At 45.6% G+C, this 22,221-nt stretch carries 17 protein-coding genes; 14 read left to right on the top strand and 3 right to left on the bottom strand.

Annotation, left to right across the window (positions count from 1 at the left end; translation table 11 throughout):
• Nucleotides 1–4: 4 nt before the first annotated feature.
• The 7 genes from ispG to R7P72_RS16145 all read left to right on the top strand — a co-directional run bounded on the left by ispG (nucleotide 5) and on the right by R7P72_RS16145 (nucleotide 7,465).
• Complete coding sequence (gene ispG, locus R7P72_RS16175) at nucleotides 5–1,123, top strand: flavodoxin-dependent (E)-4-hydroxy-3-methylbut-2-enyl-diphosphate synthase (protein ID WP_005381699.1); 1,119 nt, start codon at nucleotides 5–7, stop codon at nucleotides 1,121–1,123.
• Nucleotides 1,124–1,149: 26 nt separating this feature from the next.
• Nucleotides 1,150–2,418, top strand: a complete 1,269-nt coding sequence (gene hisS / locus R7P72_RS16170; RefSeq protein ID WP_005381698.1) for a histidine--tRNA ligase — start codon at nucleotides 1,150–1,152, stop codon at nucleotides 2,416–2,418.
• 126 nt (nucleotides 2,419–2,544) lie between these two features.
• Entirely contained in the window at nucleotides 2,545–3,159 is a 615-nt protein-coding gene (locus R7P72_RS16165; RefSeq protein WP_005381697.1) for a YfgM family protein, read from the top strand.
• A gap of 12 nt (nucleotides 3,160–3,171) precedes the next feature.
• Nucleotides 3,172–4,332, top strand: a complete 1,161-nt coding sequence (gene bamB, locus R7P72_RS16160) for an outer membrane protein assembly factor BamB (RefSeq protein WP_005381696.1) — start codon at nucleotides 3,172–3,174, stop codon at nucleotides 4,330–4,332.
• A gap of 167 nt (nucleotides 4,333–4,499) precedes the next feature.
• On the top strand, nucleotides 4,500–5,996 hold the full coding sequence (der, locus tag R7P72_RS16155) for a ribosome biogenesis GTPase Der (protein WP_005381694.1): 1,497 nt from the start codon (nucleotides 4,500–4,502) through the stop codon (nucleotides 5,994–5,996).
• 59 nt (nucleotides 5,997–6,055) lie between these two features.
• On the top strand, nucleotides 6,056–6,931 hold the full coding sequence (locus tag R7P72_RS16150; RefSeq protein WP_031779073.1) for a metal-dependent hydrolase: 876 nt from the start codon (nucleotides 6,056–6,058) through the stop codon (nucleotides 6,929–6,931).
• Between the two features lie 309 nt (nucleotides 6,932–7,240).
• On the top strand, nucleotides 7,241–7,465 hold the full coding sequence (locus R7P72_RS16145) for a zinc ribbon domain-containing protein (protein WP_005381691.1): 225 nt from the start codon (nucleotides 7,241–7,243) through the stop codon (nucleotides 7,463–7,465).
• A 13-nt stretch (nucleotides 7,466–7,478) separates the two neighbouring features.
• On the opposite strand, the gene xseA is transcribed toward R7P72_RS16145, so the two are convergent.
• Entirely contained in the window at nucleotides 7,479–8,810 is a 1,332-nt protein-coding gene (gene xseA, locus R7P72_RS16140; RefSeq protein ID WP_005381689.1) for an exodeoxyribonuclease VII large subunit, read from the bottom strand.
• Nucleotides 8,811–9,041: 231 nt separating this feature from the next.
• Between xseA and guaB the strand changes: the two genes are divergently transcribed.
• The 5 genes from guaB to R7P72_RS16115 all read left to right on the top strand — a co-directional run bounded on the left by guaB (nucleotide 9,042) and on the right by R7P72_RS16115 (nucleotide 16,518).
• Nucleotides 9,042–10,508 (top strand): IMP dehydrogenase, encoded by a 1,467-nt coding sequence (guaB, locus tag R7P72_RS16135; RefSeq protein ID WP_017633908.1) that lies wholly within the window; start codon nucleotides 9,042–9,044, stop codon nucleotides 10,506–10,508.
• Nucleotides 10,509–10,607: 99 nt separating this feature from the next.
• Nucleotides 10,608–12,161: a glutamine-hydrolyzing GMP synthase gene (guaA, locus tag R7P72_RS16130; protein WP_005381685.1), complete on the top strand. Its 1,554-nt coding sequence runs from the start codon at nucleotides 10,608–10,610 to the stop codon at nucleotides 12,159–12,161.
• 165 nt (nucleotides 12,162–12,326) lie between these two features.
• Nucleotides 12,327–13,850 (top strand): Na+/H+ antiporter NhaC family protein, encoded by a 1,524-nt coding sequence (locus tag R7P72_RS16125; protein ID WP_005381684.1) that lies wholly within the window; start codon nucleotides 12,327–12,329, stop codon nucleotides 13,848–13,850.
• A gap of 212 nt (nucleotides 13,851–14,062) precedes the next feature.
• On the top strand, nucleotides 14,063–15,745 hold the full coding sequence (locus R7P72_RS16120) for a chitinase (protein ID WP_005381683.1): 1,683 nt from the start codon (nucleotides 14,063–14,065) through the stop codon (nucleotides 15,743–15,745).
• A 182-nt stretch (nucleotides 15,746–15,927) separates the two neighbouring features.
• Nucleotides 15,928–16,518, top strand: a complete 591-nt coding sequence (locus tag R7P72_RS16115; protein ID WP_005381682.1) for an acetate uptake transporter — start codon at nucleotides 15,928–15,930, stop codon at nucleotides 16,516–16,518.
• Between the two features lie 100 nt (nucleotides 16,519–16,618).
• Here R7P72_RS16115 and R7P72_RS16110 read toward each other — a convergent pair whose 3' ends face one another.
• Both R7P72_RS16110 and R7P72_RS16105 read right to left on the bottom strand, forming a co-directional pair.
• Nucleotides 16,619–18,166, bottom strand: a complete 1,548-nt coding sequence (locus R7P72_RS16110) for an alanine/glycine:cation symporter family protein (RefSeq protein ID WP_158159569.1) — start codon at nucleotides 18,164–18,166, stop codon at nucleotides 16,619–16,621.
• Between the two features lie 307 nt (nucleotides 18,167–18,473).
• On the bottom strand, nucleotides 18,474–19,730 hold the full coding sequence (locus tag R7P72_RS16105) for a D-amino acid dehydrogenase (RefSeq protein WP_005381680.1): 1,257 nt from the start codon (nucleotides 19,728–19,730) through the stop codon (nucleotides 18,474–18,476).
• 106 nt (nucleotides 19,731–19,836) lie between these two features.
• Here R7P72_RS16105 and R7P72_RS16100 point away from each other — a divergent pair, with 106 nt between their 5' ends.
• Together R7P72_RS16100 and R7P72_RS16095 are read left to right on the top strand one after the other, a co-directional pair.
• Nucleotides 19,837–20,748 carry a LysR substrate-binding domain-containing protein gene (locus tag R7P72_RS16100; RefSeq protein ID WP_318110724.1) on the top strand — a complete coding sequence of 304 codons (912 nt, stop codon included), beginning with the start codon at nucleotides 19,837–19,839 and terminating at the stop codon, nucleotides 20,746–20,748.
• 117 nt (nucleotides 20,749–20,865) lie between these two features.
• Complete coding sequence (locus tag R7P72_RS16095) at nucleotides 20,866–22,134, top strand: O-acetylhomoserine aminocarboxypropyltransferase/cysteine synthase family protein (RefSeq protein WP_213907326.1); 1,269 nt, start codon at nucleotides 20,866–20,868, stop codon at nucleotides 22,132–22,134.
• The last annotated feature ends 87 nt before the right edge of the window (nucleotides 22,135–22,221 follow it).

Below are 22,221 nucleotides of genomic sequence, written 5' to 3'. Positions count from 1 at the left end.
AATTATGCAACACGAATCTCCAATTATTCGTCGTAAATCGACGCGTATTTATGTGGGTGATGTGCCAATTGGTGATGGTGCGCCAATTGCAGTACAGTCAATGACTAACACTCGCACGACTGACGTAGAAGCGACAGTCGCTCAAATCCGAGCACTAGAAAAAGTCGGCGCAGATATCGTTCGAGTTTCTGTGCCTACGATGGACGCAGCAGAAGCTTTCAAACTGATTAAACAGCAAGTTTCTGTACCATTAGTGGCTGATATTCATTTCGACTATCGTATCGCGCTGAAAGTTGCGGAGTACGGAGTTGACTGTTTACGTATCAACCCAGGTAACATCGGCAATGAAGAGCGCATTCGCGCTGTTGTTGATTGCGCTCGCGATAAAAACATCCCGATCCGTATTGGTGTCAATGGTGGATCTTTGGAAAAAGACCTACAGATGAAATACGGTGAGCCAACGCCAGAAGCCTTGGTTGAATCGGCGATGCGTCACGTAGACCATCTCGATCGTCTTAACTTTGACCAATTTAAAGTTAGCGTGAAAGCTTCAGACGTTTTTCTTGCGGTGGATTCATATCGTCTGCTGGCGAAGAAAATCGATCAGCCTCTTCATTTAGGTATCACAGAGGCGGGTGGTGCTCGAGCTGGCGCTGTTAAGTCATCTGTTGGCTTAGGTATGCTGTTATCTGAAGGGATAGGCGATACGCTGCGTATCTCTTTGGCTGCCGATCCAGTTGAAGAAATCAAAGTCGGTTTCGACATCCTTAAATCTCTGCGCATTCGCTCTCGAGGCATCAACTTTATTGCGTGCCCAAGCTGCTCACGCCAAGAATTCGATGTGATTGGTACGGTGAATGCACTGGAGCAACGTTTAGAAGACATCATCACGCCAATGGATGTGTCTATCATCGGTTGTGTGGTAAACGGCCCTGGTGAAGCAGAAGTTTCTCACTTAGGTCTAGCAGGTAGTAACAAGAAGAGCGCATTCTACGAAGATGGTAAACGCCAGAAAGAGCGCTTTGATAACGATGACCTTGTGAATAAGCTAGAAGCTAAGATCCGTGCGAAAGCAGCTATGATGAATGGCGAAAACCGCATCGAAGTTAAAGTACAAGATTAATCTCAACGAGAATTACGGTAAGTATTGTGGCAAAAACAATTCAAGCAATTCGAGGCATGAACGATTGCCTCCCAACTCAGTCGCCACTGTGGCAAAAATTAGAAAACACAGTGAAAAATGTAATTAGCGCATACGGTTATAACGAAGTGCGCATGCCAATCGTTGAAGAAACAAACCTATTCAGCCGCGCTGTTGGTGAAGAAACAGACGTCGTTTCAAAAGAAATGTACACCTTTGATGACCGTAACGGCGACAGCCTAACACTTCGCCCTGAAGGTACGGCGGGTTGTGTACGTTCATGTATCCAAAACAGCCTGATCAACCGTGATGAACAGCGTCTGTGGTACATGGGACCTATGTTCCGCCATGAACGTCCGCAGAAAGGTCGTTACCGTCAATTCCACCAGTGTGGTGTTGAGGTGTTTGGTCTAAATGGTCCAGATGTTGATGCAGAGCTTATCATGATGACGGCGCGTTTATGGCGTGAGCTAGGTATCAATGAACATGTCCGTCTTGAGCTGAACTCTATCGGTTCTCAAGAAGACCGCGCAGACTACCGTACTGCACTGGTTGCATTCCTTGAGCAACATATTGATGTGCTAGACGAAGATTGTAAGCGTCGCATGCACACGAACCCATTGCGTGTTCTGGATACGAAGAACCCAGACGTTCAAGCTATTTTAGGTGATGCGCCTCGCCTTTCAGATTACTTGGGTGAAGAATCTAAAGCACACTTCGCAGGTCTATGTGAACTTTTAGACGCCGCAGGTATCAAATACACAGTTAACGAACGTCTAGTTCGTGGTCTGGATTACTACAATCGCACGGTATTTGAGTGGATCACTGAGAGCCTAGGTGCTCAAGGCACTGTATGTGGTGGTGGTCGTTACGATGGCCTTGTAGAGCAATTAGGTGGTAAACCAACACCAGCGGTTGGCTTTGCAATGGGCCTAGAGCGTCTAGTACTGATGCTAGAAACGTTGGAACTGACAGACGTTCGTCGCAGTGTTGACGTGTACGTAGTCACAGCGGGTGAAGGCACCATGATGGCAGGAATGAAGCTAGCAGAACAGCTTCGCGAGTCTGTTCCAGGCGTTCGTGTGATGAATCACTTCGGTGGCGGTAACTTCAAGAAACAGTTTAAACGCGCAGACAAAGTTGGTGCTGTTGTAGCATTAGTTCTGGGTGAAAACGAAGTTGCGGATAATACCGTAGTACTGAAAGACTTGGCTGGTGGTGAGCAAGAGACTTACAACCAAGCAGAAGTTGCAGAAAAGATCGCAGCACTGATTTAAGTCTTTTAGTAATCTAACAAAATTACATCCTAGTTCGTAAGCTAAGGCTCCCAAATGTGGAGCCTTTAAACGAAATAGGAACAATGGCAGCTAAGCTGCCATTTACATGTTTTAAGAGGACAGGAAGTGGAACTTTACGATACTGAAGAACAACAAGTTGAAGCCATTAAAGACTGGTGGAAGGAAAACGGCAAAGCCGTCATCATCGGTGCGGTTGTTGGTTTAGGTGGTCTATTCGGCTGGCGTTACTACCAGGATTCTGTGATTCAGGCGAGTGAAGCAGCTTCTCAAAGCTACACGACAGCAATGAATGCTTTGCAAGACAAAGGCACTGATGCTCAAGCTGACGTGAAAGCTTTCATTGAGTCAAATGAAGTAAAAGAATATTCAGTATTGGCTGCGCTACAACTTGCTAAAGCACAAGTTGAAGCTCAAGACCTTTCTGCTGCATTGGAGCAACTGAAGTGGGCGCAAAGCAACACTCAAGATGCTGCGTTGTTACCATTGATTAGTTACCGCATTGCGCGTATTGAGACGGAAATGGGTAACTTCGACGCTGCAACGGCAGAGCTAAGTAACGTCACTGATACAGCATGGACAGGTCGTATTGCTGAACTTCGTGGCGATATTGCGATTCGCCAAGGTGACAAAGATGCTGCGTACGCTGCGTATACTGAAGCTCAGCAAGCGGCAGATGCAAGCCCGACACTACAAATGAAATTGGACGATCTGGCGAAATAAGGACCGCATTGGATGAAAAGAGTCTTTAAGAAAGCCTTGCTAGGGGCGTTAACAATGGGAGTACTTGCCGGTTGTGCAGGTGAGAAAGACACCATTGTAATGGCGCCACTACCTCAGGTAGACAGTCAGTTTACAACCAGTAGTGAGTGGAGCACATCGGTTGGCGATGGTGTTGGTCATTACTTTTCAAAACTATCCCCTGTATTTGCGAATGATACATTGTTCGTGGCAAGTCGTGATGGCTTAGTAAAAGCGCTGGATCCTGAGAATGGTAAACAACGTTGGCAAACGGACCTAGAAGAAGATGTCATTGCTCGTCTCTCTGGTGGTATCACAGCGGCATACGGAAACCTTTACATTGGCTCTGAGAATGGTGAAGTCATCTCTCTTGACCAAGAAACAGGTGAAATTGTTTGGCGTGTAAAAGTTGGTGGTGAGGTACTGGCGAAGCCAGTTGCAGATTCAGGCCTTATTATCATCAATACTAGCCGAGGCATGTTGATTGCCCTTAATGAGAGTACAGGTGAGCAACGCTGGGCATTGAGCACAGAAGTGCCGAACTTAACTTTACGTGGCGACAGTACTCCGACTGCAATTGGCGGCGGTGTATTTTGGGGAACGGCAAATGGCCGACTCGCAGCTGCTATCGTTGAGCGTGGTCAGTTGATTTGGCAACAGCCTGTTGGTACGCCAAAAGGCGCGACAGAAATTGATCGTTTGGTTGACGTTGATTCATCGCCAATTGTGCTAGGCGGTACTCTTTTCACCATTGGATACAATGGTCAACTTATCGCCATTGACTTGCGTTCAGCGAACCCGATTTGGAAGCGTAATTACTCATCTGCGACAGACATTTCTACAGATGGTAGTCGCATCTTTGTGATAACGGAAAAAGATCATGTTGTTGCCGTTGATTCACGAAGCGGGACTGAGTTGTGGGAAAACAGCTTGCTTGAGCACCGACAACTTACAGCGCCAGTTATTGTTGGCAATTATCTCGTTGTCGGTGACACGCTTGGTTACCTTCACTGGATGGATCGTTCAACGGGCGAATTTGTTGCGCAGCAGTTTGTCGATGATAGCGGCTTGGCTGTTGGCCCGACGTTATTGTCGGATGGTTATGTGATTACAACTCGCAACGGCGATGTAAAGAAACTAACCATTAACGAATAATATCGTGATATAATTCACATTCGGCTCCTGGCTGGTGACAGCTAGGAGCCGTTTTGTTGTTTGAATTTATTAACCCTGACGTGGTTATAGGTAAAAAGCTGGTTTGATTTGGCATCGAGCAAGTCGTTACCTATAACTACAGAAGAAAGATTATTGTAGAGGTTGTTATGGTACCTGTTGTAGCTCTAGTAGGGCGTCCGAACGTAGGTAAATCTACACTATTTAACCGATTGACTCGCACTCGTGACGCGTTGGTTGCGGACTTTCCAGGCCTAACGCGAGACCGTAAATATGGCCAGGCGAGACTTGGTGAAGAGCACGAATTCATTGTGATTGATACTGGTGGTATCGATGGCACAGAAGAAGGCGTGGAAACAAAGATGGCAGAACAGTCATTAGCCGCGATTGATGAGGCTGATGTTGTATTGTTCCTTGTTGATGGTCGTGCTGGTCTGACACCTTCAGATGAAGCAATTGCTGCTCATCTGCGTAAAATTGAAAAGCCAGCGATGCTGGTAGTAAACAAAATCGATGGTATTGATGCCGATGCGGCGTGTGCTGACTTTTGGCAGCTCGGCGTGGATGATATGTACCAGATTGCGGCCGCTCATGGCCGTGGTGTGACCGCTTTGCTTGAGCGTGCTTTATCTCCATTCTTTGATGATCTACTAACAAGTGAGTCTGAAGACGGTGAAATTGAAGACCTGACTGGATTCGAAGACGAAGAGCCTCTTGTTGAAGATTACACTGAAGAAGACGCAGAAGCAGAGTTCAAACGCCTTCAAGAGCAGCCGATTAAGTTGGCGATCATCGGTCGTCCTAACGTAGGTAAATCGACACTGACTAACCGTATTCTGGGTGAAGAACGTGTGGTTGTATACGATATGCCTGGTACGACGCGTGATTCTATCTATATCCCGATGGAGCGTGATGGACGCGAATACGTACTAATTGATACCGCAGGTGTTCGTCGTCGTGGTCGTATCAATGAAACGGTTGAAAAGTTCTCTGTTGTTAAGACGCTGAAAGCGGTAGAAGATGCAAACGTCGTTCTACTGGTGATTGATGCACGTGAAAATATTTCAGACCAAGACCTAAGCTTGCTTGGTTTTGCACTGAATGCTGGCCGCTCAATTGTCATCGCCGTTAACAAGTGGGATGGTCTAGACAGTGACGTGAAAGAAAGTGTGAAGAAAGAACTGGACCGCCGTCTAGGATTCGTCGACTTCGCGCGTATCCACTTTATCTCTGCGCTGCACGGTACTGGCGTTGGTCATTTGTTTGAATCTATCCAAGAAGCATATAACTCGGCGACAACGCGTGTGGGTACGTCAGTACTGACGCGTATCATGAAGATGGCAGTGGATGATCACCAGCCGCCAATGGTTCGTGGTCGTCGTATCAAACTCAAATACGCACACGCAGGTGGTTACAACCCACCGATCGTTGTTATCCACGGTAACATGGTTCGTGAATTGCCAGATTCGTATAAACGTTATCTGATGAACTACTTCCGTAAGTCTCTGGAAATTATGGGAACACCGATTCGCATTAACTTCCACAACAGTGATAACCCATACGAGAACCGTACGAATAAGCTTACGCTATCACAAGAGCGTAAACGCAAACGTATGATGTCGATGGTGAAAAACCGCAATAAATAATGAAATTCGAATACCCAAGTTTCTACTTGGGTATTTTTTTATCAAAAGTAATCGTAAAAATGACTATCACAGCAACAAAGACTCGTTTTTGTCATCAAACATGGCAATTAGAAGCACAAATACAGCTCGTTCAATCTACGGAAGAAGTGACTTACGTTATTACAGATGTCACGCCGTTCCATCCCGTTAGTCACATATGGCCGGATCACCCTGCAGACAAAGGAACGTTGAAGGTGAATGGGGCTGAGCATGACGTAGTAGATTGCCAAGTTGGAGCAGTGGAGCAGGAGAGTGGTGCTTTGTATGTGGGTAGTGACATCCCTGTAAAGCGTGATGATGAAGGTTGGGTGTTTGTCGTCGTGCATGTTTTATCACGTACGGAATCATTTGCAATTAATGACTTGGTAACATTAGCGGTAGATAAAGACTATCAAAATGCTTTGAGTCGAGGCCACACTGCAGGACACTTAGCGTATTTGGCGTTGAATAAAGTACTATCGGAAGACTATTGGCGAAAAGACGCAGACCGCAAAGACCCACATGGTTATTATGACTTTAATAGCTATGCGCAAGTTACTAGTTATGTCACTCCAGACAAGTGCCTCGATACGTACCGTTTAGGCAAAACACTCCGTAAAAGAGGATTAAACAGTGCAGATATGCTGAATGACCTCCAGGCGATTGCAGAAAAAGTGAATGGCCAACTGGTTGAATGGCTTCAAAGAGATGCGATGATCACCATGGAATGCCACGGCGATAGATTAACGGATTCTCGCTATTGGAAGTGCGATTTAGGGGAAGGTCAATTAGCGGTAATCCCTTGTGGTGGAACGCATGCGAGCCATTTAAATGAGTTTGCTTTTATCCAAGTTAAACTCGTTAAGCTCGACGCTCAAACTATCGAAATGCACACCAATGTAAACACTGCTTTTTGAATAAGATCTTTTTATTAAATTCTGATTTTTCGTTTAATTAAATCTCTCTAGGGTTTTTTATTCTGTCTTAAATTGGAATGCAGAATATGTAACTTATGCTTTCGGTGTGTGGTTATATAAATATTCTTTTAAGGGGTGATCGCTGATCAAGGAGTAAATATCAGACGATCAGTATAAGATCCTACGTATCAAGTATGGTTAACGCCTCGTGAAACTTGTTGGGGCGGTGATGAAGATCAACATACTTGTTCGTTATTTTGAGTAGCATGCGTTACTCGAAATTGCTTAGTTTAGAGAGAGGAACGGGATATGCAGCAGAACATTTGCCCGACTTGCAATGTCGAACTGGAATGGACAGGACAATACCATTGTGCACAGTGTGAATCGGATTTTAAAAAGGTAGGTTTTTGCCCTGATTGTGAGGCGGAGCTGGAGAAGCTGCAAGCATGCGGTGCTGCGAGTTACTTTTGTAATGTGTGTAATGAACTCAAATCAAAATCACGTGTCCGATTTGAGTTCCAGAAAGTCAGTTAACCAGAGTTTGTATTCAGTTAACGGTAGAACGAACGTCGCCTTCGGCTAACCGGGTAATCAATACATCTCCCGACTTTACATCTGAAGATTGCGTAATTACTTTACCTTGCTCAGTTTGAGTAATTGAGTAACCTCGTTTCAATGTCGCTAGTGGGCTGACGGTGTCTAACTTCTCTGCAGCAATCGCGAGTTGATGGCGCATAGTCAGTAACTTGCGATCCATTGCATCCATGAGCTTTTGCTCAACACGTTCTAGCTTCGACTTCTGCTCGGCAAGGCGTGTTACAGGAGAATTTAATTGCAGCCGATAATGTTGACGCTCGATTCGCTGTTGACGCAAGGCAATAAAACGACTCATCGCTCGCTGTAAGCGCATGTCCAACTCATCTAACTGTTGCGTCTGACGCTGCAAGCGATAGCTTGGGTGCTGTCTCTCTAGACGGTGCACTAATTGCGCAGATTGCTGCTTTTGTTGTGCTAGGTAGTAACGCATCGCGCTCGCTAACTTATGCTGGCGGGTAACTAAAGCTTGATCTTTGTGGCTGTTATCACGGCTTACTAGCTCAGCTGCTGCTGATGGAGTAGGCGCGCGTACGTCGGCGACAAAATCAGCTATTGTCACGTCGACTTCATGTCCAACGGCGCTAATTATAGGAATTTGGCTTGCTGCAATCGTGCGAGCTAATATCTCGTTGTTAAAGCACCATAAGTCTTCCAATGAACCACCACCTCGGCCCACAATTAGCACATCACATTCATCACGGCTGTTAGCGCGACCAATGGCTTGTGCGATTTGAATGGCTGCATCTTCACCTTGTACCACTGTCGGATAAATCACAACGGGTAGGGAAGGATCACGACGTTTCAATACGTCTAAGATATCGTAAAGCGCGGCACCAGTTTTCGATGTGATGACGCCAACACGTTTTGGGTGTTCAGGCAAAGGTTGCTTATTGGTTTGAGCGAACAACCCTTCTGCGGCAAGCTTCATTTTCAGCTCTTCAAACTCTTGCTGAAGACGGCCGTCACCTTCCGGTTGCATGCTTTCGATGATCAATTGGTAGTCACCGCGAGGCTCATAAAGAGAAAGACGAGCTTTTACTAGGACTTGATTACCGTTAGCGGGTTTGAAAGTAACGCGGCGATTGTTACCACGAAACATGGCACATTTAACTTGAGCGCGAGAGTCTTTAAGAGTGAGGTACCAGTGACCAGAGACAGGAGCTGAAAAGTTGGATATCTCTCCGACGAGCCAAACGATCCCCATTTCGTTTTCAAGGAGTAAACGAACTTCTGCGTTGAGACGAGAAACAGTAAAGATGTTTTGATTGGTCTTGGAGAGCACAGCTAATCTCTTAGACGTGAGTATGGAAATTAGCGGCAATATAATACATAGCAAGGGGGTAATTGCAAGAAAAAAATTAAAAAATTTGTGGTCAAGCGATTGCGTTAACCGTATAATCCCTCCGCAATATCTAATCCAAATGTAGCTTGTTGCTAACACAGGTTACCCTCATTATGCGAAACGATGAGATTGGATTGTTCTTTTTACTCCTCTAATTGTGAGATATTGCAAATGCTAAGAATTGCCAAAGAAGCGCTGACATTCGATGACGTACTACTTGTGCCAGCACACTCCACCGTTCTCCCAAACACAGCTGATCTTCGCACTCAGCTAACTAAGAACATCACCCTAAACATCCCAATGATTTCAGCGTCTATGGACACTGTTACTGAAGCTCGTCTAGCAATTGCGCTAGCGCAAGAGGGTGGCATTGGCTTTATCCACAAGAACATGTCTATTGAGCAGCAGGCAGCCGAAGTTCGTAAAGTTAAGAAGTTCGAAGCTGGTATGGTAACTGACGCGGTTACTGTAAACCCTGACGCGACCATCGCTGATGTTGTTGCACTCACTGAAAAGCATGGTTTTGCAGGTTTCCCTGTTGTCACTGAGAGCAATGAGCTTGTTGGTATTATCACTGGTCGTGACGTTCGTTTTGTGACGGACCTTTCTAAGAAAGTATCTTCAGTAATGACGCCAAAAGAGAAGTTGGCAGCAGTTAAAGAAGGTGCAACACGAGAAGAAGTGCAAGAGAAAATGCACGAAGCTCGTGTAGAGAAAGTATTGGTTGTGAATGATGAGTTCCAACTAACCGGTATGATTACTGCGAAAGACTTCCACAAAGCAGAACGTAAACCAAACGCATGTAAAGATGAGCGTGGTCGCCTACGTGTTGGCGCAGCCGTTGGTGCTGGCGCTGGTAACGAAGAGCGTGTTGCTGCTCTAGTTGAAGCAGGCGTTGACATTCTACTTATCGACTCTTCACACGGACATTCTGAAGGTGTACTAAACCGCATCCGCGAAACTCGCGCTGCTTACCCAGATCTAGACATCATCGGTGGTAACGTAGCAACAGGTGCTGGTGCTAAAGCACTAATCGAAGCTGGCGTAAGCGCAGTGAAAGTTGGTATCGGCCCTGGTTCTATCTGTACAACTCGTATTGTAACGGGTGTGGGAGTTCCACAAATCACTGCAATCGCAGATGCGGCAGAAGTGGCTAATGATTATGGTATTCCGGTTATTGCTGACGGTGGTATCCGTTTCTCAGGTGATATCTGTAAAGCAATCGTAGCTGGCGCATCATGTGTGATGGTTGGTTCTATGTTTGCTGGTACTGAAGAAGCGCCGGGTGAAGTGATTCTATACAATGGCCGTTCTTACAAGTCTTACCGCGGCATGGGTTCTCTTGGTGCTATGTCTCAAGGTTCTTCTGACCGTTACTTCCAGTCTGACAACGCAGCGGACAAGCTAGTACCAGAAGGCATTGAAGGTCGTATCGCATACAAAGGCCGTCTAAAAGAGATCGTACACCAACAAATGGGTGGTCTACGTTCAAGCATGGGTCTAACTGGTTCTGCAACTATCGAAGATATGCGTACGAAAGCTGAATTTGTACGTATCTCTGGTGCAGGTATGCAAGAGTCTCATGTACACGATGTTCAAATTACTAAGGAAGCGCCGAACTACCGTCTAGGGAACTAATTACCCAACGGAAACGTTTGCTTTTTCCTTGAAGCATTAAGAAGAGGCGAGTACACTCGCCTCGGTTTTAATCACTTAGCCTTAAAAAGACTGCTCAAAATGACTAAAAATATCCATGACCAACGTATTCTGATCTTGGACTTCGGTTCTCAGTACACTCAATTAGTAGCACGCCGCGTACGTGAAATCGGCGTTTACTGTGAACTATGGAGCTGGGATGTAGAAGAAGCGGATATTCGCGAATTCAACCCAGATGGCATTATCCTATCTGGCGGTCCAGAAAGCGTAACGGAAGAGAACTCTCCACGCGCGCCTCAATATGTGTTTGATTCTGGTGTTCCTTTGCTTGGCGTATGTTACGGCATGCAAACCATGGCGGAACAGCTAGGAGGCAAAGTAGCGGGCTCTAACGAACGTGAGTTTGGCTACGCTCAGGTTAAAGTTTCTGGTGAATGTGCTCTATTTAAAGACCTTGAAGCAACTCAAGACGTTTGGATGAGCCATGGCGACAAAGTAGTAGAGATCCCAGCCGATTTCGTAAAAGTTGGTGAGACAGACACTTGTCCTTACGCTGCGATGGCGAATGAAGAGAAGAAATACTACGGTGTTCAGTTCCACCCAGAAGTGACACACACAAAAGGTGGCCTACAAATGCTTGAGAACTTTGTTCTTGGCGTATGTGGCTGTGAGCGTTTATGGACATCGGAATCTATCATCGAAGATGCGGTTGCTCGTATTAAAGAGCAAGTGGGTGACGACGAAGTTATCCTAGGTCTATCTGGTGGTGTTGATTCATCGGTAGTTGCGATGCTGGTTCACCGCGCAATCGGCGACAAGCTAACGTGTGTATTTGTTGATAACGGTCTACTTCGTCTAAACGAAGGTCAACAAGTTATGGATATGTTCGGCGACCAATTTGGTTTGAACATTATCAAAGTTGACGCTGAAGAACGCTTCCTCAAAGCACTTGAAGGCAAGTCTGACCCAGAAGAGAAGCGTAAGACTATCGGTCACGTATTCGTAGATGTATTCGATGAAGAGTCTAAGAAGCTGAAAAACGCGAAATGGCTAGCTCAAGGTACGATTTACCCTGATGTAATCGAGTCAGCTGCATCTAAGACTGGTAAAGCGCACGTGATCAAATCGCACCACAACGTGGGCGGTCTTCCAGATGACATGGAAATGGGTCTTGTTGAGCCACTACGTGAGCTGTTCAAAGATGAAGTACGTAAGATTGGTCTAGAGCTAGGCCTGCCTTATAACATGCTTTACCGCCACCCATTCCCAGGTCCAGGTCTAGGTGTTCGTGTTCTTGGTGAAATCAAGAAAGAATACTGTGACTTGCTACGTCGTGCTGATGCTATCTTTATTGAAGAGCTTCACGCAGCTGATCTATACAACAAAGTATCTCAAGCGTTCACGGTATTCCTACCAGTACGTTCTGTTGGTGTAATGGGCGATGGCCGTAAGTACGATTGGGTTGTGTCTCTACGTGCGGTAGAAACTATCGACTTCATGACTGCTCATTGGGCACACCTACCATACGACTTCCTAGGTAAGGTATCTAACCGTATTATCAACGAAGTTGATGGCATTTCTCGTGTTGTTTACGACATTTCAGGTAAGCCACCAGCGACTATCGAGTGGGAATAATTTTCCTCTAGACAGTTGAGTTTATAAGAACCAGCCTTCGGGCTGGTTTTTTTGTACTTCAAGTTTGTGAAGAGGTGGCTCAACTTTTTTGTGAGAGATATATACATGCGGTTAAATTAAATATATATTCATTTTAATTGTTTAATTATCATAAATGGTATTGCTATGGAACAGGCTGACGTTACCTCTCTCATTCCCATCCTTATTACTCTTTTCCTCGCGCTGACCACAAGAAATGTCGTTGTTGGTTTATTCGCGGGTGTGGTGAGTGGTGTCGCTATGCTCGAAGGGACATTTGTCGAAAAAGGGCCACTAGACTCGTTTAGTGCACTGATGAAAAGCTATCTACTGCCGCAATTAACTGACAGCTACAATGCGGGCGTCATTTTGCTCTTGGTCTTTATTGGTGGCTTTGTTGCCTTGATGGAGAAATCTGGCGGTGGTGTGGCGTTTGCTAAAAAGGTTACTCAATGGGTTGCGAGTAAATGCCAAGCTCAACTGTCCGCATGGTTCGGTGGTGTGGTTATTTTCTTCTCAGACCTTGGTACACCACTGATTGTTGGCCCTGTTTTTCGCCCTTTATTTGATAAGTTAAAAGTATCACGCCAAAAATTAGCTTTTATTATCGACTCTACTTCCTCTCCCGTCGCAATCTTGATCCCTTTTATCGGATGGGGCGTTTACATCATGGGATTGATTCAAAAAGAGTTTACTGCCCTGAATGTCAGTATGAGTGATTGGGATGCTTTCATTGGTGCGATCCCGTATCAGTTTTACGCCTTTCTTGCGATCGCGATTGTGCCGATTGTCTCTTTCTTCAAATTAGATTTCGGACCGATGGCGAAGGCTGAACAACTAGCAGAGCAGGGCTCCGACTTTGGGAAAGTGCAGGAGTCCATGAATGTGTTTACGCATAAAAATGCAAAATCTAGTTTTGTATGGGCACCTTTGCTCGTTATGCTGGTGGTTCTATGTACCATCCTCGTGCCACACGGTTTTCCATTTCAAAAAGTGGCAGGATCAACGTTTAGGGCTGCACTTTCTTCTGCATATTTCTTCGCGGCCTTCACTTTAATTGCGCTGATGGCGTTTTATGGCGTAAGAAAGCTTTCGGATGGTATTCAGGTTTATCTGAAAGGGATGTCAAACATGATGTCAGTGGCGGTGATTCTGGTATTGGCTTGGGCGCTTAGCTCGGTTGGGAAAGAATTAGGTGCAGCTGCATACATTGCTGAACAAGCTCAAGCCGGTTTCCCTTACTGGTTATTGCCAGCGGTTGCGTTTTTACTGGCCGGTATTATCTCGTTCGCTACGGGATCATCTTGGGGGACGTTTGCCATCATGATGCCATTAGTGATCCCAACTGCCGTTGCGATTGATGCACCACTGTTGGTTTGTATTGGTGCGGTATTATCTGGTGGCTTGTTTGGCGATCACTGTTCTCCCATCTCTGAAACTACGATTTTGTCGTCGACAGGAGCGGGGTGTGAACAGTATGAGCACTTCCGTACACAATTGCCTTACGCATTACTCAATGGAATGATCGCATTAGGGTGTTTTCTTTTAGCTGGAATCAACGCCTCACCAGTGATTGTGCTTGCCGCAATTATTTCTCAGTGTGTGGTTTATTTTGTGCTGTCTAAACAAAAGTCAACCGCGAAGCTAGAGGTGGTTTCGGCAGAACAATAAAGAGAGAAACATCACAAAGCGGAGGCTCACAGGGTCTCCGCTTTTCTTTTGAGTCAAGGTAACATTTTTCTTGTGACAAAATGTGTGTGAGGACCTATTTATTCATTTTGTCTCGCAGAATCAACGTACTTGGCTCGGTGTTTCGTATATATGATCCACTATATGTCTAGTTATTCCTCGTATATTGTATTGTTGAAATCCGGAGACTAGACATGTTTGCACTCAAACATCTTCCTCTTGCATTGAGTTGTGTCTTAGCAGCACAAGTGAATGCGAGTATGAATATTCAGCCCGATCCGCAAAATCCGAATGGTTATGTTATTGCTCGTGGTGACGTTCAAGCCGTAGAGCAAAGCAAAACTTCTGATCCTATGTATGCCATTTGGTCACAAGCATTAGAGACACGCCCGAACTCAGTGGTTGAAGCGATTGTTCCAGGGGCGACAACCAACCCAGAAAACGTGAAGCGTGTAGAGCGTGTATTCCCCGAAAGTGAGTGGGACTTCCTGACTCAAATGGCGGCACCTGAATACACTTACACGCGTTTCCTACGTGCAATTGGTAAGTTCCCTGCATTCTGTGGTGAGTACACAGACGGTCGTGATTCGGATGCAATTTGTAAAAAATCGATCGTGACAGCGTTTGCTCACTTTGCACAAGAAACCGGTGGCCATATTTCGATTGATAACGTATCGGATAATCCGCTAGGGTTGGAAGAGTGGCAGCAAGCTTTGGTTCATGTGCGAGAAATGGGATGGTCTGAAGGGCAAGAAGGTTACACAACAGGTTGTGGTCAAAATGACTGGCAAAACAAACGCTGGCCATGTGAGTCTGGACAAGGTTACTTTGGACGTGGTGCAAAGCAGCTTTCTTACCATTTTAACTATGGCGCGTTCTCTGAAGTGATGTTTGATGGCGATGCATCTGTATTGCTGAAAAATCCAGGCTTGGTTGCGGATTCGTGGCTGAACTTAGCATCGGCTATCTGGTTCTTCCTAACCCCACAAGCACCGAAACCTGCAATGCTACATGTGATTGACCGTACTTGGGTGCCTTCACAGCGTGAGCTTGATGCTGGCATTGGTTACGGCTTTGGTACCACCATCAACGTGATCAATGGTGGTATTGAGTGTGGAGAGCAAAACAAAGATAAAGGCCAACCTGTTAACCGTATTCGCTATTGGGAAGGACTTGCCGCTCATTATCAAATTCCAATTGAAGCCGATGAGACCAATACCTGTTGGCAGCAGACGCCTTACGGCAGCTTAAATCTGAATGGTGCGACAGACGTGTTGTACACCAACTGGGATGGGAACTGGAAATACTACTCAGATCGTCCGGGAGGCCACTCTTTTGAATGTGAACTTGTTGGTTTCCAAACGGCTTACTCTGCGCTAGTTGCGGGTGACTATGAGAAATGTGTAACTAACTTCTACCAATCTCATGCGGGTTGGCCAGAAGTTCGTGTAGTTGACAAGTTAGACCCAGTGGATCCGGTCGATCCGCCTGTAGGTGGTGTGGCAGCTTGGGATTCTGGCAAAGTATATAACACGGGTGATCAAGTTTCTTACCAAGGTGCTGTTTACGAAGCGAAATGGTGGTCACAAGGTAATGAGCCAACGAAAGGAGACCCTTGGAAGCTGGTTTCAGGCACTCCTACGGAGCCGCCTACAACGGAACCTGAACCACCGGTGACTGAGCCAGAGCCGCCAGTAACCGAGCCAGAACCACCAGTGACAGGCAATTTTATTCAGTGGGAGCCGGGTGTAACGCAAGTCGCTAACGGCGATAAAGTGACGTACCAAAACAAATGTTTTGTTGCGAAAAATGGCCCAGGAGTGTGGGAAAGCCCAACGCAAAGCAACTGGTTCTGGGACGAGATTTCTTGTCAGTGATCGAGTAAAAAACAACCTAACCATCTATAAAGACTCTGCTTTTTTGCAGGGTCTTTTTTTATATATGTAGTGGTTTATTTATGGAATCTAAGTTTTCAATAACAGCTTTTCTCTTTTGTTCTGGAGCCCATTAAAATTCGCGCGCATTTTTTATCAACATTTTTGAAAAAAGGTATTTGTACATGTCGACAAAACTGGCTAACCCAGCACCGCTAGGTCTTATGGGTTTCGGTATGACCACTATTCTGCTCAATATTCATAATGCAGGATTTTTCCCAATTGACTCTATGATTCTAGCGATGGGCATCTTTTACGGTGGCCTTAGCCAAGTAATCGTTGGCATCATGTGCTTTAAACGCGGTGATACATTCGGCACAACTGCGTTTACTTCTTACGGTCTATTTTGGCTAACATTGGTTGGTCTAATCGTAATGCCTCACATGGGTCTTCCTGCAAGCCCTGCAAGCTTTATGGGTTGGTACCTAGCGCTTTGGGGCATCTTCACTGGTTTCATGTTCATTGGTTCTCTATGTTACCCAACAGCGAAGCAAGTGGTATTTGGCTCTCTAACTATCCTGTTCTTCTTGCTTGCTGCTCGTGATTTCACTGGTAGCGAAGTGATCGGTGCTATCGCTGGCTTCGAGGGTATCTTCTGTGGCGCAAGTGCAATTTACTTCGCAATGGCGCAAGTACTGAACAACGAATTTGGTCGTGAAGTGTTACCTGTGGGTAAAGCAAAAATCGCTCGTAAAGTTGAAGCGGTTATCGCCTAAGCTGTTACTCATAAAGAAGAAAGGGGGATTAACCATTGGTTAATCCCCCTTTTTTATGTCCTTAATCGGACCACTGCTTTTTCTTATTTATGTGATAACGCTATGTTGATGGTTGCTCAACAGTTTCTGCGCTATTGCTGTCTGCCGTTGGTGCTTTACCCGTTTTACGTCGGTACTTATCTTCCCAGTAATATGCGCCTTTAATGCCCAGTGCAACAGGGTTAAATGTAAAATCGGTCACACCACGTTTTTGTTGCTCTTCGTAGTCGTTCAATGCTTTGAGTGCAGGCTTCGACATAAAGAAGATGATCAAAATACCGATGATGTTTAGCCACGCCATCAGTCCTACACCTACATCACCCATCGCCCATGCTAAGTTGGCGGTTTTCACGGTTCCGTAGAACACGGATGAAATAATGATGACTTTCAGAATAAACATCAGTCCATTTACTTTGAACGTACGACGAATGTAAGCAATGTTCGTTTCTGCAATGTAGTAGTAAGCCAGAATGGTCGTAAACGCGAAGAAGAATAGAGCGATTGCGATGAATGGTTTACCCACGCCAGGTAGTGCGCTTTCGATCGCCATCTGTGTAAACACAGGGCCATTTGCACCAATATCCGCTGGTAGGTTTTGAACCAGGAATGTACCTTCAATCGCACCATTTACGTTGTACGCGCCAGTGATAAGAATCATGAACGCGGTTGCTGAACACACAAGTAGTGTATCGATGTAAATAGAGAAAGATTGAACAAGACCTTGCTGAGCAGGGTGATCAACACTCGCTGCTGCTGCTGCGTGAGGACCAGTACCTTGACCTGCTTCGTTGGAGTAGACACCACGTTTTACACCCCAGCCAATTGCGGCACCAACGCCTGCCATTGGTGTGAACGCGTCACCAATAATCATGCCGAAAATGCGCGGAACCTCACCAATGTTTAGAAGGATGATGACAAACGCAGTAATGATGTAAGCTAACGCCATAAATGGTACAACGACTTGGGTAAAGTTCGCGATACGCTTTACGCCACCAAAAATGATGAAAGCCAAAATGACACAAACAACCGTACCAGTGAAAATTTTAGCAAAACTGAAGGTACCAATAGCGGTTTCAATCATGTCACCTGAGCCAAATGCGGCTTCTACTGCGTTACCGATACTGTTCGATTGAACGCCAGGAAGTAGAACACCACAAGCAAAGATGGTCGCGATAGCAAAGATCCAAGCGTACCATTTTTGTCCCATTGCTTTCTCAATATAGTAAGCAGGGCCACCACGGAACTCGCCTTCGTCTTCTTCTTTATAAATTTGTGCAAGTGTTGATTCTGCGTATGCGGTTGCAGCGCCAAAGAAGGCTACGACCCACATCCAGAATACGGCGCCTGGGCCACCGAAACCGATAGCAGCAGCAACACCAGCAATGTTACCTGTACCTACACGGCCAGACAGTGAAACGGCAAGTGCCTGAAATGATGATATCCCTTTTGTTGAACTCTTCCCTGAAAGTAATAAGCGCCACATCTCAAAGAAGTGACGAATTTGTACAAAACGCGTCATGATTGAATAGAACAAACCTGCGCCAAGGCACAAATAGATCAGTACCGGGCTCCAAATAATTCCATTCAGAAAATCAACTAATGACTGCATGAGTATTTTCCCTGTTAGTTGTGTTTGTGGTTGTTTTTCACACAATACATTACCCTTTATGTAATGCAATTGTTAACTTTTTTAGCTACAAATCCTTTGTAGCGTGATGATGAACACAGAATGGAGAGCAGTTGTTAAAATTTGGTTCTTATTGCTTATTTGCTCCTTTTAGGTAGAAGATTTGTCTGATGATTAATTATGCAGCACATTGTCATTTAAATGTGCTGCGATTTTGATGAGTTAAAAATGCCAGTGGTTATGCATTTTGTGGAGTAAGTGTCTGCCTGTTTTTTGTTCAGTCATGTCCTCAGGAGTAACGACAAAGGTTAAGCTCCGCATTATCCATCACTTTTGCTTTTTCACCTTTCATTACGCTTGCTAGCAATTGACCTGAACCACAAGCCATCGTCCAGCCCAGAGTTCCGTGTCCGGTGTTAGTAAAAAGGTTATCGTATTTAGTCGCGCCGATAATTGGTGTGCCATCAGGCGTCATTGGCCTAAAGCCGCTCCAAAACTCAGCTTGGCTGAAGTCACCACAACGAGGAAAAAGATCACGGATGACCATTTCGATGGTGTTTTTGCGCTTTTGTGGAAGGGAAGTATCAAACCCTGCTAATTCTGCGGTGCCAGCTACGCGAATTCTGTCATCAAATCGAGTCATAGCGACTTTATAGGTTTCATCCATCACAGTAGATCGAGGAGAGAAGTGTTCATCTTCCATCGGGATGGTGAGTGAATAGCCTTTGACAGGGTAGACCGGAATATCAATATCGAGTTGCTTGAGTAGCGCTGTAGAGTAGCTGCCAGAGGCCACCACATATTGGTCTGCTTTAAATTGTCCTCGGTTCGTTTGGACACCTATGATCTTTTTGCCTACTGTAACCCAATTGCTTACTTCAGTATCGAACTCAAATCGGACACCGTTTGCCTTAGCAAGCTCCGTTAGTTGTTGGCAAAATTGATGGCAATCGCCCGTTTCGTCATCAGGTAGATGCAAGCCACCAACCAGTTTGTCTTTCACAAGTGCAAGCCCTGGCTCTTGTTCAATACATTGTTCGACGTCCATTAGCTTAAATCGGGTTCCGCTTTGTTCAAGGAGCTGCATGTCCTTTTCAATAGCTTGCAGCTGTTGATGTGTTCGGAATACTTGCAAGGTCCCAAACTGACGCCCTTGATACTCAATGGCGTGTTCTTGGCGTAACTGTTCTAAGCAAATACGGCTGTGGTTGGCGATCGAAAGCATGCGAGCCTTGTTAACTTGATAGCGAGGTAGGGTGCAGTTCGCGACCATTTTACTTGCCCAGCGGATCATGTCGGCATTCAAAGTGGGTTTGATTTTAAGTGGAGCATGCTCCTCCATTAACCACTTAATGGCTTTAACAGGAACACCAGGCGCAGCCCAAGGCGAAGAATAGCCATATGAGATCTGCCCGGCATTGGCGAAGCTCGTTTCCATGGCACTGCTTGCTTGGCGGTCAATGACGGTAACTTGATAGCCTGCTTGAGATAAATACCAAGCAGAGGTTAAGCCGATAACGCCGCTGCCTAATACGATGACTTCCATTGATGCACTCCACACATTTATCAGAGTGCTCAGTTTCTTTTCTTTACCTTTTGTTAACAATCGATATAAATTACACACAGCGTTTAGAAAAACTATAGGCTCAAGGATGAAAAGTAATCTGATAAGTGGTTTGTGTTTATTTAGCCAAGTCGCGGAGTACAACAGCTTTACTGGTGCTGCAAGACATTTACACCTCACCACTGGTGCCATAAGCCAACAAATTATTCATTTGGAAGCGTTATTAGGTTTTACTTTATTTGAACGCCACTCTCGCGGTATTCGTTTAACCGTAAAAGGCACTCAGTTACACCAAGCGACGCAGTGTCACTTTTCGGAACTGAGCAAATTGCTTGATGAGCTCAAAGTAGAAAAGCAAACCAATGAAATTCGTTTGAAGTTGACGCCTTCTTTTGCTTTCAAATGGTTAGTCCCAAAGCTCGAAAGCTTCCATCATGATAATCCGGATATCCAAGTACAAATCTTTGCGGAAGGTGCGCTGGTAAATAGTGAGATAAAAGACTATGACGCCGCAATTGACTATGGTCTTCATCCTTATAGAAATGCTAACGCGGAGCTGATTTTGGATGAGCATCTGCTACCGGTGATGAGTCCAAAATACCTTGAGGATCATGGCTGGCTAAAAACGTTGTTTGGTGAGCAAAAAAACTCAATGCCAGTGAAGCAATGGCAAGAGGCGACGCTACTACACGATGCGATGCCATGGGAAAAAGCGACGCGTGACTATGAGTGGCTATATTGGGCGTCAGCGATGGGGTTGGATTTTAAAACCGATGTCGGACACTTTTTTAATCGAACGGATATGGCGATGTCTGCAGCCGAAGCTGGCGTTGGGATTGCGATGGCTCGAATGGCATTGATTGAGGATGAATTGACGACAGAGCGTTTGGTTTCTCCATTCAAACCGATTCCTGCCAATGCAGGGTATTACTTGATCATGAACACACGTACGAATGCGACAGAAACGTTTCGTCACTGGTTACTTGGACAGTTGAATTAGCGTTTTATCTCTGTGATTCATCCCTACGTTATTTGTTGAAAAATTGGGCAATATAAGTTTTAAGCAAGGTAAGTGCTTTTCTTGCCGCTATTTGAGTGATGAAAGACAGGGAAGAACATGAAAGACGAAACGCTATCTATCCATTTTGGTTACGAAACTGACCCGACCACCAAATCTGTCGCGACACCGATTTATCAAACGGTCGCGTACGAGTTTGATAACGCGCAGCACGGCGCTGATCTGTTTAACTTGGAAGTGCCGGGGAATATCTACACTCGCATCATGAATCCGACTAATGACGTGCTGGAAAAACGCATGGCAGCGTTAGAAGGCGGCATTGCTGGATTGGTCGTGAGTGCGGGGAGTGCAGCGATTAACTATGCGATTCTGACGTTAGCGCAAGCGGGCGATAACATCGTTTCTACGCCGCAACTTTATGGCGGTACTTATACCTTGTTTGCGCACATGCTCCCAAATCAAGGTATTCAGGTGAAGTTTGCTAAAGATGACAAGCCAGAAAGTTTGGCCGAATTAATTGATGAAAATACCAAAGCGGTGTACTGCGAGAGCATTGGGAACCCTGCGGGCAATATCATCGATTTAGAACGTGTGGCGGAGCTTGCTCATGCACAAGGCGTACCTGTGATTGTGGATAACACCGTTGCGACGCCAGTGCTTTGCAAACCCATCGAATTTGGTGCGGATATCGTAGTTCACTCTCTCACTAAATACGTTGGTGGGCATGGCACCACATTAGGTGGCGTGATTGTGGATTCAGGTAAATTCCCTTGGGCGCAGCACAAAGACCGCTTTCCTGTTTTCAACCAACCAGAACCTTCTTACCACGGCGTGGTGTATACCGAAGCGTTTGGTGAGGCGGCATTTATCGGGCGTGCGCGTACCGTACCACTGCGTAATACCGGAGCCGCATTATCACCGATGAATGCATTTATGCTTATGCAAGGGCTAGAAACGTTACCGCTGCGCATGGAGCGCCATACCGAGAACACACTCAAAGTGGCTGAATTCTTGGAACAGAATGACAAAGTCAGTTGGGTAAGTTATGCCGGATTGCCAAGTTCTGAACACTTCCATCTCGCCGAAAAATACATGAAAGGTAAGCCTTCTGCGATTTTGTCGTTTGGTTTAAAAGATGGTTATGACGCTGGTGTGCGTTTTTATGATGCTTTGAAAATCTTTAAGCGTTTGGTGAACATTGGCGATGCAAAATCATTGGCTTGCCATCCTGCATCGACGACTCATCGTCAATTGAGCGAAGCAGAACAAAAACAAGCTGGTGTGTCTCCAGAGATGATTCGTTTATCGGTGGGTATTGAACATATTGACGATATTCTAGCCGATTTAGAACAGGCACTAAACACGTAAAACGATTCTGTTTTTAGCTTTGGGTTACCCATAGGCCAGCCTTTAAAAAAGCTGGCCTATTTTTATTTTATTGTTTAAATATCAAGG

Source organism: Vibrio sp. Vb0888, assembly GCF_033338835.1.
Lineage (GTDB): Bacteria > Pseudomonadota > Gammaproteobacteria > Enterobacterales > Vibrionaceae > Vibrio > Vibrio alginolyticus.
Note: the sequence above shows the minus strand (reverse complement) of the source record. Positions and strands in the feature narration are given on the sequence as shown.